We start from the raw sequence: 14,827 nt of genomic DNA on the forward strand, positions 1-14,827 counted from the left end.
AAGACCCTCAGTGGCCTTACCCCTTACGAATACGTCTGCAAAATCTGGACTTCAGAGCTAGAAAGATTCATCATCAATCCAACCCATCAAATCCCGGGACTAAACACCTAGGTCGCAATCCGACGGTGATGCGCACAATGCTCGTAACGGCGGCTCTTGGCCCTGTATCCTGTGTGGTGGACTACAAAGCCACTCCCAAACGTTTCACTCCAGGCTGGGAACTCGTCTTCTCCCGTTCGGATATGGCGCTCATCTACCTCTCGATGATGGTCGGCATGTTCGGCGGGAGTCTGGGAAAATCATCGTCTTACAGGAAGACCGAAGGCAAAGGAGCATGACACCTCGGATCTATCATAGCGAAGAAGCGCAGGCGGAACGTACACCTCTCGAAGGCGGTCTGCTGGGATGGCTTGCCATTCTGATGCTGGCCGTCCTCCTGCTCTGTACTCGCCTCACTTCCGGGAAGATCCGGTCTTTCGTTTTCCATCTGGCACGGATCTGGGTTGCAGGTCTGTTCTGTTTTTTTGCTGGCGTCCATCGTGGGGCGAGTTTTTACAACCCTGAAGGGCCGCGTCTGTCTGACCCGCTGATTTTCCTGAGCATGCATTTCGGAGGGCTGGGGTTAGCGCTTCTGCCCTCGCGCACGGCATGGCGGATTGCGCCAGCCGGAATGCTTCTGACGCTCGGTGGAGACGTTTTTCTGGCCCGTCAGGACCGGCTTCCCCGTTTCTTTCTACGCCTGCGGCCGTTCCAGCTTCTGGTCGCGACAGCACTGATTGCTCTTCTTGGCGCGGCAGCACGCAATAACGTCGAGGCCCGGGGGTGACATTGCTGATCCCTGTTCTCGGAGACCAGCTTTCGCCCTCTCTTGCCAGTCTGCAGAACGTGGACCGAAAGACGTCCGTGGTGCTTCTCATGGAGGTCTGGGACGAAGCGACCTATGTCCGGCACCATAAGAAGAAGATAGCATTCATATTTTCTGCCATGCGTCACTTTGCCGATGATCTGCGAGCGAAGGGCTGGACGGTCGATTATGTCACACTCGACGCGCCGGAAAATACGCACGGTTTCACAGGCGAGGTTGTGCGTGCAGCGAAAAGGCACCGCGCCACGCGTATCCGGACAGTCACAGGCTCCGAATATCGTGTCTGTCAGCTCCAGCAGGAATGGGGTAAAAAAGCTGGCACTCCCTGCGACATTCTTGAGGATGACCGGTTCATCTGCTCGCGGGACGAATTCGAGCATTGGGCCAAAGACCGCAGAACGCTGCGCATGGAGTATTTCTACCGCGAAATGCGCCTGAAAACGGGTCTGTTGATGAATGCTGACGGCACACCGGCGGGCGGTCAGTGGAATTTCGATCATGACAACCGCGAAAAACCTGTCGGCCGCCTGAATTATCCTTCTCCAGAGCGTTTCAATCCCGATGACACGACCACAGATGTCTTGAAACTCGTGCAGCATCGCTTCGCTGACCATTTCGGAGAGCTGCAGCCTTTCGCGCTTCCTGTCACACGGCATCAGGCCCTGAAGGCACTTGAAGCATTTGTAAGCACCTCCCTTCCCGACTTCGGGCGCTACCAGGACGCCATGATGACGGGGCAGGACTATCTTTATCACAGCAGTCTCTCCCTTTGTCTCAATACGGGGTTGCTGACTCCGCTCGAGGTCTGCACAGCAGCAGCCGAGTCCTATGAGCAGGGCGACGCCCCTATCAATTCCGTCGAAGGTTTCATTCGCCAGATCATTGGTTGGCGCGAATATATGCGCGGAATGTACTGGCGCGACATGCCCGGATTTGCATCCCGGAATGAACTGGCCGCTCGCAGACCTCTGCCTGGGTTTTTCTGGACGGGCCAGACAGACATGAACTGTCTGGCCCAGAGTATCGACCAGACAAAACGGGAAGCATACGCCCATCACATCCAGCGCCTGATGGTTCTGGGCAACTTTGCCCTTCTGGCTGGTCTAAATCCGCAAGAAGTCTCTGACTGGTTTCTGGTTGTATATTTCGATGCCTTCGAATGGGTTGAACTTCCCAACGTCATTGGCATGAGCCAGTTTGCGGATGGCGGGAAGATCGCCTCCAAACCGTATGTAGGTTCAGGCGCCTATATCAACCGCATGTCGGATTACTGCGGGAAATGCCGGTTTGATGTCGGGCGCAAAACAGGCTCCGAGGCGTGCCCCTTCAACGCTCTTTACTGGGACTTTCTGGCACGGCACGAAACACGGTTTTCTCACAACATGCGCATGAAAAACATGTACGCAATATGGCACCGTTTCAGCAGGGAAAGACAGCAGGATTATCGCTCGAGTGCATCTGTTTTTCTCGAGACCCTTACCCCGGCGGCACCGGGCTGGGCGCGTAAAGCGTGAGTCACTCTCTGTCCGAAAAACAGGACGCGCCCCTGATCCTGACCCTTGAGCTGGAAAAGTCCGTGCAGGACTGGGCGCAGTCCATGCGAGACCGCCATTTTCCCCAAGACCGCAATATCGTCCCTGCGCATATCACGCTTTTCCACGCCCTGCCTGCAGACTATGCAGACACCCTCCTGACGCATTTGACCGGATACCAACAGGCGCCCTGCGTCACAATCGAGGCGCCATTTCTGCTGGGACGGGGTGTGGCTTATCGTATCCTGTCCCCTGAGATCAAAGTCGTCCGGGAAGAAATTGCCGCTCTTGTTCCACCAGAACGCCGTACGGCACAGGATCGCGCGCGATGGCACCCCCATCTGACCATCCAGAACAAGGTTTCTCCCCAGAAAGCCCGAGAGCTTCTGGAAAATCTCTTACCGGCATACAGGCCTGTCAGAACCTATGGAGCGGCCCTTCGCCTGTGGCGATATCTTGGCGGACCCTGGGAACTTCTCGTCCGAACACCTTTTACGCCGCGTAGCCATTCTTAAATTTTTCCTTATGCCGGGAATTGCTGAATCCGGTCTAAAACACTTTTGACTGTGCTTGCATGACCTGAGGAATGATGCACTTTTTTCCTGCCCGATCATCTGCATGACGCCACAGCAAAGGTCATTGTTCGGGCTTGCCGGCATCATCGCCCTCTCTTTCGCTACAGAACTGAACGAACAGGTTTCGGCTCAGGCGCTTCCCGATATCGCGGGTGCTCTGGGGTTGAGTCTGGACTCCCAGCGCTGGTTCTCGAGCTTGTACATTACCGCCGAAATCATCGGGATGTCGGTCTCACCCTGGCTTGCCGTAACACTGACTTTGCGACGGTTTTCGTTTTTTGTAGCGCTTCTCGCTGTCCTGTCGTCCAGCCTTATTCCGTTCACCTCCACCCTGTCCCTACTCTACATCCTGCGTGTTTTTCAGGGGCTGGCAGGAGGATTCACTGTTCCTCTTCTCATGACCATCGCCTTGCGGGTTCTCGCGCCGCCCATACGGCTTTACGGTCTGGCCGCATATGCCCTGACCGCAACTTTCTTTCCCAATCTCAGCATGGCATTCGCCGGATTATGGACGGATCTCGTGGATTGGCGTTTCGTCTTCTGGCAGTCGATTCCGCTCTGCACCCTGTCTTTCCTGCTGCTGTGGTACGGCATGCCGGTCGATCCGACAAAACATGAGCGGTTTTGGAAGTTCGACTGGAAAGGTTTCCTTCTGATCGTCTTTGGAATGGGCTCTTTCTCGATCATGCTCCAGATGGGCGACTGGATGGACTGGTTCAACAGTCCTTTTATCTGCGTGCTAGGGCTGACAAGCCTCGTCTGTATTCCGCTTTTCGTTCTGAACGAGTGGTTTCACCCACTTCCACTGTTCAGGTTCCAGCTGCTTGGTCGCCGCAACTTCGCCTATGGCGCCACCACCCTACTGACCTTTGTAGTTATTTCTCTTTCCTCATCCACGTTGCCAGCATCCTTTTTGCAATCCGCCGCTGGTTATCGTCCGGAACAGATCTATCCTGTCACACTGGAAATCGCGGCCATACAACTCGTCATGCTCCCTCTGATGGCGGTCGTTCTGAACAAAACCTGGGTAGATTCCCGCATTGTCAGCTTTATCGGCATGGCCTGCATTCTGACGGCCTGCATCGGCGACTTCTTCCTCACCTCGAACTGGAACCGTGACCAGTTCTATCTTTGGCAGGCGTTACAGGGCATTGGCAACGCGATGATTGTCATGCCTCTGCTGATGATGTCCACCAACACACTCGATCCTTCGGAGGGACCATTTGCCTCTGCCATGGTCAACACACCGCGGGCGGTTGCAGAAGCCGTAGGCATCTGGTTGCTTCAACTCATGCACCGCGAACGCGGCTCGCTTCACTCTGATCGTATTGCCGACCACCTCGGGCAGGTTCGTTACAGCCTCGTGCAGGGCACAAACCCTGTTCTGCAACGGCCTGCTCCTCTCACGCCCTCCGGCCAGGCTGCCTCTCCCGGCAGTATGGGCGCCTTGCATGCCCAGATGGCCCGACAGACCGCAACGCTGACGTTCAGCGATGACTGGGTCGTGCTCGCCGGTCTCGTGGTTTTCCTGATGATCTGGGTCTGCGTCCTTCCCGTTCGAACCTATCCCCCCCGTATCGTGTTTCAGTCGAAATAACTCCCGAAGCCATCCTGCCATACGGCAGGACATGAAAGGAATTGCCGCAGGATGGCAGACCAGCACGACAAGTCTTCCCAAGATCCTCGGGAAGAGGAACAGAAAAAAAAGCAGGACCGCAAACACCAAATCATTACCCGCTGGCTGTTCATTGGTGGGGGCCTTGTCATCCTCATCTTCATCGCTGTCGTTCTGGGCATTATTTTTGTACCCAACCGCCATGTCTGGACCGACGATGCCTATGTGACAGCCCATTATACCGTCGTCGCCCCCCGGATCGCCGGACAGGTAATCGCTGTCGATGTCACAGACAACCAGCCCGTGAAAGCCGGACAGGTTCTTGTCGAACTGGACCCCCACGATTACCAGACCACGCTGGACCAGAGCCGTGCGACGCTTGCCCGGGACGAAGCACTCGTGCAGGACGCCGCAGCCAGCGTGTCACGCCAGCCCTCCATTATTGATGAGAATGTCGGGGAAGCCGCCCGCATCCGCGCCCAGCTCGTTTTTGCCCGTCAGAATGACCAGCGATATACCAACCTGGCCCGTACGGGTGCCGGTTCGACGCAGGAACATCAGCAGTCCGCAGCGAGCCTGCGCGAAATGGAAGCAACACTCCAGTCCCTTGAAGCACGCATTGCCGCCGCACGCGCCCAGATCCCTGTCCTTCAGGCCCGACACAAATCTGCACTGGCGACCGTGGATATAGACCGTGCCCATGTCCGTCAGGCCGAGCTGAACCTGTCCTATACCAAAGTCCGCGCGCTGGAAGACGGTATGATCGGCGAACGCAGCGTCCAGACCGGAAATTATGTTGCTCCAGGTGCCGCTCTTATGGCGCTCGTCCCGCTCGACCAGATCTGGGTCCGCGCCAACTACCGTGAGCTCGCGCTCCGTCACATGCGTCCGGGTCAACCTGTTAAAATCCATGTCGATGCCTATGACGTGACGCTGGACGGGATCGTGGACAGCATTCCCCCTGCCTCAGGCGCTGTCTTCGCCCCCATTGCGCCGGAAAACGCGACCGGAAACTTCACCAAGATCGTCCAGCGCCTGCCGGTCAAGATTATCCTTGCGCCGAACCAGCCGCTGGCCCATCTGCTGCGTCTTGGCTTTTCCGTAGAGACCACGGTGGATACCAACCTCGACAATGTCACCGCCGAACAGCTTCAAAGCCCGAAAAGCGTTACGACTTCCCTATCCTCTCCAACATTTGCTGCGGCGCCATGAAGCGCCGTTCCATTTCCGCATTGCTGACCGGAAGCTTCGTACTTTCGGCCTGCACCATGGGGCCGGACTTTCATCGCCCGACCATGAATACTCCCGCCAGTTGGGGGCCTGAACCCCAGAGTGCCAGTCAGACCTATGCGGGTGCTGTCGACACGCACTGGTGGCAAAATTTCCATGATCCCGAACTGACCAGCCTCACCAATCGGCTCGGAAAAAAGAACCTCAGTCTGCAGATCGCCGCAGAGCGCATCCGCGAAGCCCGATCGCAGATGAAAGCTGCCGCATCCGCGGGTCTGCCACAGGCCAACTGGTCCGGCTCCTACGCCTATCGCCAGCTTAGTTCTGAAGGTATTTTTTCGCTCGCGGAACCACGCCCCGGTTCGAGCATGAATTTCAATCTTTACGAAAACGTTCTGAGCACCAGTTGGGATCTGGATCTGTTCGGTACCATTCGCCGTAGTGTCGAAGCGCAACGTGCAAATGAAACAGCTATGCTCGCGGCCCGCCGTGCCACAGCGCTCGCTGCGGTGAGCGACCTGGCGACAAGCTACATGCAACTGCGCGGCGTGCAACAGCAGCAAGCCATTCTCCAATCAAATATCGCACTGGCCCGACGCAGCCTGAATCTGGTGAAAGATCGTTTCGCCAATGGCGTTGCCACGACTCTGGACGTCTCACAGGCCTCTGCACAGCTTGCCAGCATGAACGCTGATTTACCGGGACTTGAAAACTCCGAAGCAGCTCTCATCAATGCTATTGGCCTGCTTCTGGCAGAGCCCCCCCGCGCCCTTGAGGCCGAACTGAGGCCATCCTCTGTCCAGCCGCCCCTCCCGGCCCGCATTCCCGTGGGTTTTCCATCAGATCTGACACGTCGCCGTCCGGACATCCTTGAGGCGGAAGCGCGTCTCCATGCTGCGACCGCAGAAGTCGGTGTGGCGACGGCGGCCTTTTATCCGGACATCACGCTCGCCGGGAATATGGGAACGGAGTCCTTTTCCGCTGCCGATTTCTTTTCACTGCCAGCAAAGCAGTTCAGCGTTGGTCCTACCCTCAATATTCCTGTTTTCGAAGGTGGACGGCTGATCTCAACGCTCCAGTTCCGCAAGTCCGCGCAACGTGAAGCCATCCTGAGCTGGCACAACACGGTTTTGAATGCCTGGCGCGAAGTCGACGATGCCATGACGGCCTATGCCAAGGCGCAGTCGACTTATAATCTGACGCAACAAGCACTTCTTCAGAACAAGGCTGCCTTCCACGCCGCACAAGAGCGTTACCAGCAAGGCGCAACGGATTATCTAAACGTCGTGGCAACACAGGCAGCTCTGCTTTCCAGCCAGTCTGCCCTTTCCATTAGCCGAACGCGAACTGAGACCGCACTTGTTGCCCTTTACCGCGCACTGGGTGGAGGTTGGCAGTATGCCGAATAAACCTAGATCACGTTGACATAAGGACTGAGGCGGTGCCTTGCGGCGGCGATATTGAGGAAACTCTTAAAGGACAGGGCGGTTTTGTCGTATCAGATCGCGACGTGGCGCGTCTGCTTGAGATGGTTGATCATCCGCTTGATGCGGTTGCGGTCTCTGGAACGCCGCCATTCTGTTTTCTGTAACGCACTGTGACCTTTGCCTGATGGAATGACCCTCAGGATCCGGTGAGTCAGCAGATCCTGACGGAAACCGAATTTCATTTGCCGTAGCGCGCTCTGGCAGCAGAAGTGAACCGATCATCGCCCATTCCTGAGCCGTCAGATTGCTTCGTCGCATGCTCGCTTCAGCGTACCGTCTGCGTTGAATCTGGCACCAAGTCAGAACTCAGGCTGGTCGTATAGACCTTTTGTTAACGTAATCTAATAGTCTGTTAGCAAACTGTGATCAGCTTTGGGTATGTGACCCAGAACAAGATAGTTCTGCCTCTTAAAAATAAAATCCCACAGAAAGAAAAGTAATGACAGCTTCAGATAGTACGTATCGTTAGGATATTTTTTGGGATTGGATAAGATTTATCCAAATTTTGTTACGTTATTATTATAAATGGGGCTCAGTCAGGCCCGGTCGGCCGGTTTCGATATGTCCTGACAGTTGCAGCACTATGTTGGTCCGTTGAGTCGATAGAATCTCCAGATCGTACCAGTATGAAGCTGGGGCAATATCCCATTGGATTGTTTGGATTTCTGCAGGGGACAGAGAAACCGTGCGGAGGCTGGCAGCATGTTTTTCGTTAATATGAAAGGTCTGGACCTTGGACGTTGTATTACGAAGACATAAAAGTAGTGCGCCTAATTTATGATCATATTGAAGCGTCGTCTCAGGAAATTCTTTCCCTCTCAAGTAACGATAGAAGCCATTGGGACCGTGAACTGTGATCGCTTCCATATCGGAAGGTTTTACAGGAACAAGAAGGCTTGTTCGGGCATCGAGGGTGTAATGTCGGGCGGTACCGTTGGTACGAACCCGAAAAACAGCGCCCTGGGAACCAGTATTTGTCAGTTTGAGGGTATCTGGCATCAGAAAATCAGCGTGCAAATCATAGGGTAATGCACGGGCCGGACGTTGGCCTGCCTCCTGTCGGGGCAGTTTCTGGACTGTCGGGACGACCGGATGGGGAAGCACGCAGGAGCGTCGGGTTTCGGGGAGATAGTCGTCCGTGTTCGGAAGGTTTGCAGTCCATGTGCGATCTGTCTGGGCGAAGTCGAACACGGATGTCAGGTCGCCGCAGACGCTGCGACGCCACGGTGTAATATTCGGGCATTTAACGCCAAACCGTGCTTCAAGAAAGCGCAGAACGGAGGTGTGATCGAACACCTGCGAATTGACCCAGCCGCCTTTTGTCCAGGGCGAAACGATGATGGCGGGGACGCGCGGTCCCAGTCCGACCGGAACATCGTGATAGGACTCTCCCTGCGTTGAGACGGTCCCGCCGCCCTGCTCCGGTGTCAGCGCGGGGACCGGAGCAGGAACGTGATCGAAAAACCCGTCATTTTCATCGTAATTGAGAATAAAGACGGTGCGTGACCAGACGTCGGGATGGCGGACGAAGACGTCCATGAGCTGGGAAATGAGATGTTCGCCGTAGCCGGGTGGGGCGTTGGGGTGTTCGCTCAATGCTGTGGGCGGGACGATCCATGAGACCTGCGGCAGGCGTCCTTCCGAGATGTCGCGTTCGAATTCGGCAACAAGGTAACGGCCTTCGGTCGTGTGCATGTCGGCTTCGGTGGAGCCGGGAACGATCTGTCGTGCGCGGCGATACTGCCAGGATGCCGGGTCGAGGTTGCGAAACTGCGCGAAGGACGCCAGCGGGTTGTCGCCGAAATTGTCGTATTCCTGATAGACGCGCCAAGAAATGCCCGCGTCCTGAAGTTTTTCCGGATAGGTGTCCCAGCGAAAGGGTGTGAAATCGGGATGGTCATGGGCCATGTCGGCCGACCAGTTCCCGTCATCCACATTCTCAACGGCCTGTTTGCCGGAATGGCCAACGGCCAGACCGCTCGTTCCAGAAAACAGGAAGAGGCGGTTGGGATTGGTCGGGCCGAAAAGGGAGGCGTGATAGGCGTCGCAGATCGTGAAGGCATCGGCGAGGGCGTAATAATACGGGATTTCAGCGCGAGTAAAATGCCCCATGGTCATGGGCCCCTTGTGAGAGATCCATGTGTTCCAGTCGTTCCATGCGGCCTGGGTGCCTTTCCAGCTATGGTCGAGACTGGCGAGGCAGGCGCTGGAGGTGTGGGCCGTGTTGAACAGGAACGGGAGAACGGTGCCTCCCTTTCCGTCCGGCTGAGCAAAGACGCTGCTGCCGTCCGGCAGGCTTGCAGCGCGGGGGTCTGCGTAGCCGCGAACTCCCTGAAGACAGCCGAAATAGTGATCGAAAGACCGGTTTTCCTGCATCAGGATGACGACATGTTCCACGTCCTGAATCGTGCCTGTGACGGTATGCGGCGCGATGGCGAGGGCACGCTTCAGGTTCTCCGGCAGAAGGGCCGCCGCCGCGGTGGCGGAGCCGAACCGGAGAAACTGTCGACGGCTGGGGGAACGTGGCATCAGGGCGTCATCCGTGAAGAGGTCAGCGATCAGAAGAAGTGCTTGCGCAGGGTGAAGAACACCATGCGGGGCGCACCGGCCTGAAGAGTCTGGAGGCTGCCGGACGGGTCGCTGACGGCAAAGCCCGTGCTGCCGACGGTGGCGACATAGCGTTTGTCGAACAGGTTGGTGACGTTGATCTGGGCGTCCAGACCATGCAGCACCCAGTTATGGCTGTGGAAGCGATAGCCGACATTCAGGTTGAAAATGTCGTTCGGCTTGATCCACTGGTCGTTCGTATAGGTGTAGGTTCTGCGGCCCTGATACTGCATGCCGACATTGCCCCAGATCGAGCCGTCGTCGTAGCTGAGCTGTACGTTGGCCAGATTGCGCGGCATGGCAACCACGCTCTTGCCCTTGGTGGCGTAGGTCACGCCGCCGGTCGTCAGGTTGTCGTCATAGGTGGACTGGTTGTAGGCGTATGAGGCATAAATCGACCAGTTATCGGTGAAATGATAGTTGAAGGCGGCGTCGATGCCGCGTGCCGTGACACCACCGACATTGCTCAGGATGCTGGCATAGCCCTGAACGTTCGTTCCGCTGGACACGGGCGAGATGGAGGCGAGGCGGTTTTCGAACTCGATGTAATAGCCGGTCAGAGACGCCTGAATGCGGTGGTCGTGGTAGCGGTAGCCGATTTCTTCGCTGTAGGACATTTCAGGATGCAGCGAATTCTTGGCCGCTGCATACGCTGCGGTCGTCATTGCAAACGGACTGGTGGCGCCAGTCGTGGAATTGTCGAAGGCCGCCATGTTGCGGGCGAAATCGGCGAAAATTTCGTTATGACGGTTGATGCGGTAATTGCCGCCAAGCTGCGGCAGGAAGCCGTTGGCTGACGTAATGGACCCTCCGGCATAGGTGTTGGCAACCGGGGTGCCCATGTAGTTGCCTTCAAGCTGGCGGGCATGATTGTCGACGACCAGCGACTTGAAGCCGTAATTCAGCTTGAAGGCCGGAGTGATCTGCCAGGTGTCCTGAAGATGAAACTGGTATGTCTTGGTATTAAACGCGCTTTGCCATTGCGTGGCGAACGGATTGTTGCGGAACCAGTGGACTGAACTACCAGTATAGCCGCTTTCGCTAAGCGGATAAAAACGGCGAGCCTGCTCGAAGTCGTTGTTTTCGAACCAGAAGCCGCCATCAATTGTGTGGTTGGCGATCTTGTAGGTCAAGCCGCCGATAAAGCCTTCGCGATGGATGTCATATTCGGTGGTTCGCACCGAAATGGGCGAGCCGCCGAGTGAGTCAGGCGTGGGTTCGTAAGGTGTGGCGTAAATGCCCTCGCCGGTATTGGTATGACCGTAAACCGTGGCATAGCCCTTGAGGCGGCTGGTAATGTCGAAGTCCAGACGTCCATAACCCAGCGCGTCCTGACGCAGACCAGCGGAGTTGTAATAGGACTGGTCCTGATTGGTGATGCCCTGCGGGAAGGCCGTACCGTTCTGATAGGCCCGGGCGATCTGCTTGGCCAGTCCGTAGTCGTTGGTGATGTTATCGACGTTGTAGCCGCGGGTATGGATCAGTTGCAGGGACAGATCCTGATAATCGTTTTCCGCGCGCTGACTGTAATCGCCGAACAGGGTCAGCTTAACCTTCTCACCCAGCGGCTGGATGAACTTGGCGTTTGCCTGCTGTTGCTGCTGGATGCCGTCGCCTTTCCACTTGTTGGCGTCCTGATAATCATAAGAGACGTAAAGCCGTCCGCCGCCCGGCAGCGTGCCGGAATTGACGCGGGCAAATGTGCGCCACGTGCCGTAGGACCCGACCGTTCCGGCAACGTCCACACCATATTTCGTGGTGGGATCAATAGACGTAAATTCGAGAGCGCCACCAAGATCGTTCGAAGCCGCAACGCCGACTGATCCTGCTCCCTGGGCGAGGGTTGCGGGGCCGTTGTTTTCGGTTTGCAGGGCGCGGCCGATCGACAGGCCGTTATCGTTGCCATAGGCGAGATTCCCGAGCGGAATACCATCCATCGTGAAGCCCAGACGGCTCTGGTCGAAGCCACGAATAATGATCTGCTGCGACCATTCGTAAGCGCCCAACGGGTCTGAAGACGTGAACATGACGCCGGGAAGTTTCGAGAGCGTCTTCAGAGGGCTGGTGCCGGGGGCGACTTCCTGCAGCGCCAGACGAGAAAGCGTCTGGGTTTCACGCGAAGCACCCGAGCCGAGAACGACAATGGATTCTGATTTGTTGGAAACGGTGGCTTCAGGCGCGGCGCTTTTTTTAGCGGCAGGCTTCTGAGGGGCTGTCCGGGGTGTCCTGTGCTGGGATGTGTCTCCGTGGGGGGATGTTTTCGCAGGGACCGGAGCTGCATGGGCACTGTAGAAGACCAACGAACTCAGACAGGTGGTGAGCAGGACACCATTCTTTTTCATTTCGCGTTTTCCCGGCATCAAGAAAATAAAATCTGGGCAGTGATAACGCGGCGAACATTATGTTCGCGTATCTGTGATGTCGTGTAATAGTTTCATGAAAAATATGTTTCATAAATATTGCACATTTATAAATTTATAATTATTAAATACCATAGGATTTTAATTTATAATTCTGCTTTATTGGAGATTTTTCTTCTCATAGTTAGCGGCTCGCCTCAGTACGAGGCATCTTTCAGAGCCTATGAGGTGTTGAATGGCGCAGAGAAGTGTAGAGTTTTTTGTAAGTAATATGATGCTGTCTGTATTTTCTGAAGATGCATGATCGGTCTGTAAACCTCCACGTGAGGCGGTTCATCCGAACAGCAAAATCCCGTCTCGGACTCTGCAACGGACCATATCAGCGATTTTCTCGCCCCACCAAAACCGGGACGAAATGACGATCCAATCCTCTGAACTCGCTCCTTGGTAGACGACGGCTCAACTCTCCTCTGTTAGGCAAAAGGCGGCGTCCGGCAGGTTCTGTTCAAACAGTTAAAAAGTCAGGGTCCTGCTTTGGACACGAGCTTTTCGACGCACGGACATTCGAGTTCATCACAAGAAGGCAAGAATGGTCGTGAAGCAGTTGGCCGATCATGTAGACCCGACCAGCTTTCTATCGTCAGTGCCAGTCAGGCAACCATATCGAACGCGGCATCCCCACAGGCATTCGCTTCGTCGATTGTCAGAAGCAGCCGGACACGCTCCGGCACCGGGCGGAATGAAAGAGGGGGTGAGCGATGGAGAATTTTCTCCGCCTCGTCCCACCCCGGAAAATGCTTCCCCTTGAGGAAAACGACTGCCCCTGTCGGAGCCTCCTGCACAGTCTGTCCCTCATCAGCAGTCCACTGAACTCCCGGCCCGACATAAGCCCGAAGCAGCCGCAGATCCACACAATCCACGTGGAATTTCCGGCAACTATCCGTGGTGATTTTCTCCAGCCGGACACGCAGATTCCGGTGTCCGGACACCGCGCTGTAAACTTCCGCAAGCTCAAGCATGTCCGGAATCAGAAGCCGCGCTGACTCCGGACAATGCGGAGTAAGCTGTGCGGCCATTTCGGACAGAGCCCCCTTTGCCATAAGCAGACGCGGCCCCGTCACAAGATAGGCTGACGCTGCCGCCGTCAGAGTTGGTGACACGACCATCGGGTGCATCTCAAGGCTGCGATGCGCAGACAGGATGCCACTGAACGGCAACTGGCGCTCCAGACGGCGGCGTGTCGGACAGACAGACATCGCAGACAATATCCCTTATCATTGATATGTTATATCATATCAAATAATGAAGGCGGATCAACCCGCTGCAACGTCCCAAGGATTTCCTCCACATGTCGGATACTCGATTGCCCGTGACTGTCCTTTCCGGTTTTCTGGGGGCCGGCAAGACAACGCTTCTCAATCATGTCCTCAATAACCGTGCAGGGCTGAAAGTTGCCGTCATCGTCAATGACATGAGCGATGTGAATATTGATGCGGATCTCGTTCGCAATGGGGGCAGCAACCTCTCGCGAACAGACGAAAAACTGGTCGAAATGACCAACGGATGCATCTGCTGCACCCTGCGCGACGACCTTCTGACGGAAGTGGACCGGCTGGCGCAGGAAAAGCGGTTTGATTATCTCCTGATCGAGTCCACCGGCATTGCCGAGCCTCTCCCTGTGGCCGCAACTTTCGAATTCCGCGACGAGGACGGGCGCAGCCTGAGCGACATCGCACGCCTCGATACGATGGTGACGGTCGTGGATGCGGTGAACCTGCTCCGGGACTATGGCTCGACCGATTTTCTGCGGGACAGGGGTGAAGTCGCGGGAGAGGACGACGAACGCGCGCTTGTGGATCTCTTCGTCGATCAGATCGAGTTTGCGGACGTCATCATCCTCAACAAGATGGATACGGCCTCGCCTGAACAGGCCGAGGCGGCCCGACTGATCATCCGCTCCCTGAACGCCGATGCAAAGCTCATCGAAACACGCCAGAGCCAGGTTGCGCCGGACCAGATCCTGAATACGGGTCTTTTCGACTTCGACAGAGCACACCAGCACCCGACCTGGTTCCGGGAACTGCACGGTCATGCCGAACATCGCCCCGAGACTGAGGAATATGGCATCACCAGCTTCGTCTACCGGGCCAAACGCCCCTTCAATCCAGAAGCTTTCGCCGCGTTCATCGGACAGTCATGGGAGGGTGTCGTCCGGGTCAAAGGCTATTTCTGGCTCGCAACCCGACCGGACTGGGTTGGCGACCTGAGCATCGCAGGCGCTCTGGCCCGCCATCAGGCTGCCGGACGCTGGTGGGCCAGCGTTCCCCACCAGAACTGGCCGGACGACGCGGCATGGCGCACCACACTCGCAGGCTACTGGGACAACGTTTACGGAGACCGCCGTCAGGAACTCGTCTTCATAGGCGCAGGAATGGACGAAGCGGCCATCCGCGCAGCTCTGGACGATTGCCTTGTCCCGCCCTCACAGGACGAGGTGTTCATGCCCTGGCATTACGATCATCTCGCGGATCCTTTTCCACACTGGGAATAAATAAA

12 protein-coding genes and 1 pseudogene are annotated in these 14,827 nt (G+C 56.3%); 9 read left to right on the top strand and 4 right to left on the bottom strand.

Features of this window, described 5'->3' with window-relative positions:
• The 8 genes and pseudogenes from HKD28_RS10705 to HKD28_RS10740 all read left to right on the top strand — a co-directional run.
• Window positions 1–111 (top strand): annotated as a pseudogene (locus HKD28_RS10705) (IS481 family transposase); the annotation flags it as partial.
• Window positions 112–125: 14 nt separating this feature from the next.
• Entirely contained in the window at window positions 126–338 is a 213-nt protein-coding gene (locus tag HKD28_RS10710) for a hypothetical protein (RefSeq protein ID WP_194268112.1), read from the top strand.
• Entirely contained in the window at window positions 335–826 is a 492-nt protein-coding gene (locus HKD28_RS10715; protein ID WP_194268113.1) for a hypothetical protein, read from the top strand. Before HKD28_RS10710 ends, HKD28_RS10715 begins: the two co-directional genes overlap by 4 nt.
• Entirely contained in the window at window positions 823–2,379 is a 1,557-nt protein-coding gene (locus HKD28_RS10720; protein ID WP_194268114.1) for a cryptochrome/photolyase family protein, read from the top strand. Before HKD28_RS10715 ends, HKD28_RS10720 begins: the two co-directional genes overlap by 4 nt.
• Entirely contained in the window at window positions 2,376–2,912 is a 537-nt protein-coding gene (locus tag HKD28_RS10725) for a 2'-5' RNA ligase family protein (RefSeq protein ID WP_194268115.1), read from the top strand. The genes HKD28_RS10720 and HKD28_RS10725 overlap by 4 nt, the downstream gene beginning before the upstream one ends.
• Window positions 2,913–3,015: 103 nt before the next feature.
• A complete protein-coding gene (locus HKD28_RS10730; RefSeq protein WP_194268116.1) occupies window positions 3,016–4,569 on the top strand; it encodes an MFS transporter in 1,554 nt (517 codons plus the stop codon).
• Between the two features lie 51 nt (window positions 4,570–4,620).
• On the top strand, window positions 4,621–5,799 hold the full coding sequence (locus tag HKD28_RS10735) for an HlyD family secretion protein (RefSeq protein ID WP_194268117.1): 1,179 nt from the start codon (window positions 4,621–4,623) through the stop codon (window positions 5,797–5,799).
• Window positions 5,796–7,226 (top strand): efflux transporter outer membrane subunit, encoded by a 1,431-nt coding sequence (locus HKD28_RS10740; protein WP_194268118.1) that lies wholly within the window; start codon window positions 5,796–5,798, stop codon window positions 7,224–7,226. The genes HKD28_RS10735 and HKD28_RS10740 overlap by 4 nt, the downstream gene beginning before the upstream one ends.
• A gap of 89 nt (window positions 7,227–7,315) precedes the next feature.
• Here the strand turns inward: HKD28_RS10740 and HKD28_RS10745 are convergent, their stop codons facing one another.
• From HKD28_RS10745 to HKD28_RS10760, 4 genes are all read right to left on the bottom strand, one after another.
• A complete protein-coding gene (locus HKD28_RS10745; protein ID WP_194268119.1) occupies window positions 7,316–7,486 on the bottom strand; it encodes a hypothetical protein in 171 nt (56 codons plus the stop codon).
• 337 nt (window positions 7,487–7,823) lie between these two features.
• Window positions 7,824–9,833, bottom strand: coding sequence for a phosphocholine-specific phospholipase C (locus HKD28_RS10750; RefSeq protein WP_194268120.1), 2,010 nt, complete (start codon window positions 9,831–9,833; stop codon window positions 7,824–7,826).
• Between the two features lie 29 nt (window positions 9,834–9,862).
• Window positions 9,863–12,253: a TonB-dependent receptor gene (locus HKD28_RS10755; protein WP_194268121.1), complete on the bottom strand. Its 2,391-nt coding sequence runs from the start codon at window positions 12,251–12,253 to the stop codon at window positions 9,863–9,865.
• 668 nt (window positions 12,254–12,921) lie between these two features.
• Entirely contained in the window at window positions 12,922–13,527 is a 606-nt protein-coding gene (locus tag HKD28_RS10760; protein ID WP_194268122.1) for a DUF1826 domain-containing protein, read from the bottom strand.
• Window positions 13,528–13,619: 92 nt separating this feature from the next.
• On the opposite strand from HKD28_RS10760, the gene zigA reads away from it, so the two are divergent.
• On the top strand, window positions 13,620–14,822 hold the full coding sequence (gene zigA / locus HKD28_RS10765; protein ID WP_194268123.1) for a zinc metallochaperone GTPase ZigA: 1,203 nt from the start codon (window positions 13,620–13,622) through the stop codon (window positions 14,820–14,822).
• Window positions 14,823–14,827 lie beyond the last annotated feature (5 nt).

The sequence above is a fragment of the Gluconobacter cadivus genome (genome assembly GCF_015244745.1).
Lineage (GTDB): Bacteria > Pseudomonadota > Alphaproteobacteria > Acetobacterales > Acetobacteraceae > Gluconobacter > Gluconobacter cadivus.

What these genes read in the sequence shown, in the direction of transcription:
- HKD28_RS10715 (WP_194268113.1), top strand. Translation starts at nt 335, where the DNA reads ATGACACCTCGGATCTATCATAGCGAAGAAGCGCAGGCGGAACGTACA.
- HKD28_RS10730 (WP_194268116.1), top strand. Translation starts at nt 3,016, where the DNA reads ATGACGCCACAGCAAAGGTCATTGTTCGGGCTTGCCGGCATCATCGCC.
- HKD28_RS10735 (WP_194268117.1), top strand. Translation starts at nt 4,621, where the DNA reads ATGGCAGACCAGCACGACAAGTCTTCCCAAGATCCTCGGGAAGAGGAA.
- HKD28_RS10740 (WP_194268118.1), top strand. Translation starts at nt 5,796, where the DNA reads ATGAAGCGCCGTTCCATTTCCGCATTGCTGACCGGAAGCTTCGTACTT.
- HKD28_RS10745 (WP_194268119.1), bottom strand. Translation starts at nt 7,486, where the DNA reads ATGAAATTCGGTTTCCGTCAGGATCTGCTGACTCACCGGATCCTGAGG.
- HKD28_RS10750 (WP_194268120.1), bottom strand. Translation starts at nt 9,833, where the DNA reads ATGCCACGTTCCCCCAGCCGTCGACAGTTTCTCCGGTTCGGCTCCGCC.
- HKD28_RS10755 (WP_194268121.1), bottom strand. Translation starts at nt 12,253, where the DNA reads ATGAAAAAGAATGGTGTCCTGCTCACCACCTGTCTGAGTTCGTTGGTC.
- HKD28_RS10760 (WP_194268122.1), bottom strand. Translation starts at nt 13,527, where the DNA reads ATGTCTGTCTGTCCGACACGCCGCCGTCTGGAGCGCCAGTTGCCGTTC.
- zigA (WP_194268123.1), top strand. Translation starts at nt 13,620, where the DNA reads ATGTCGGATACTCGATTGCCCGTGACTGTCCTTTCCGGTTTTCTGGGG.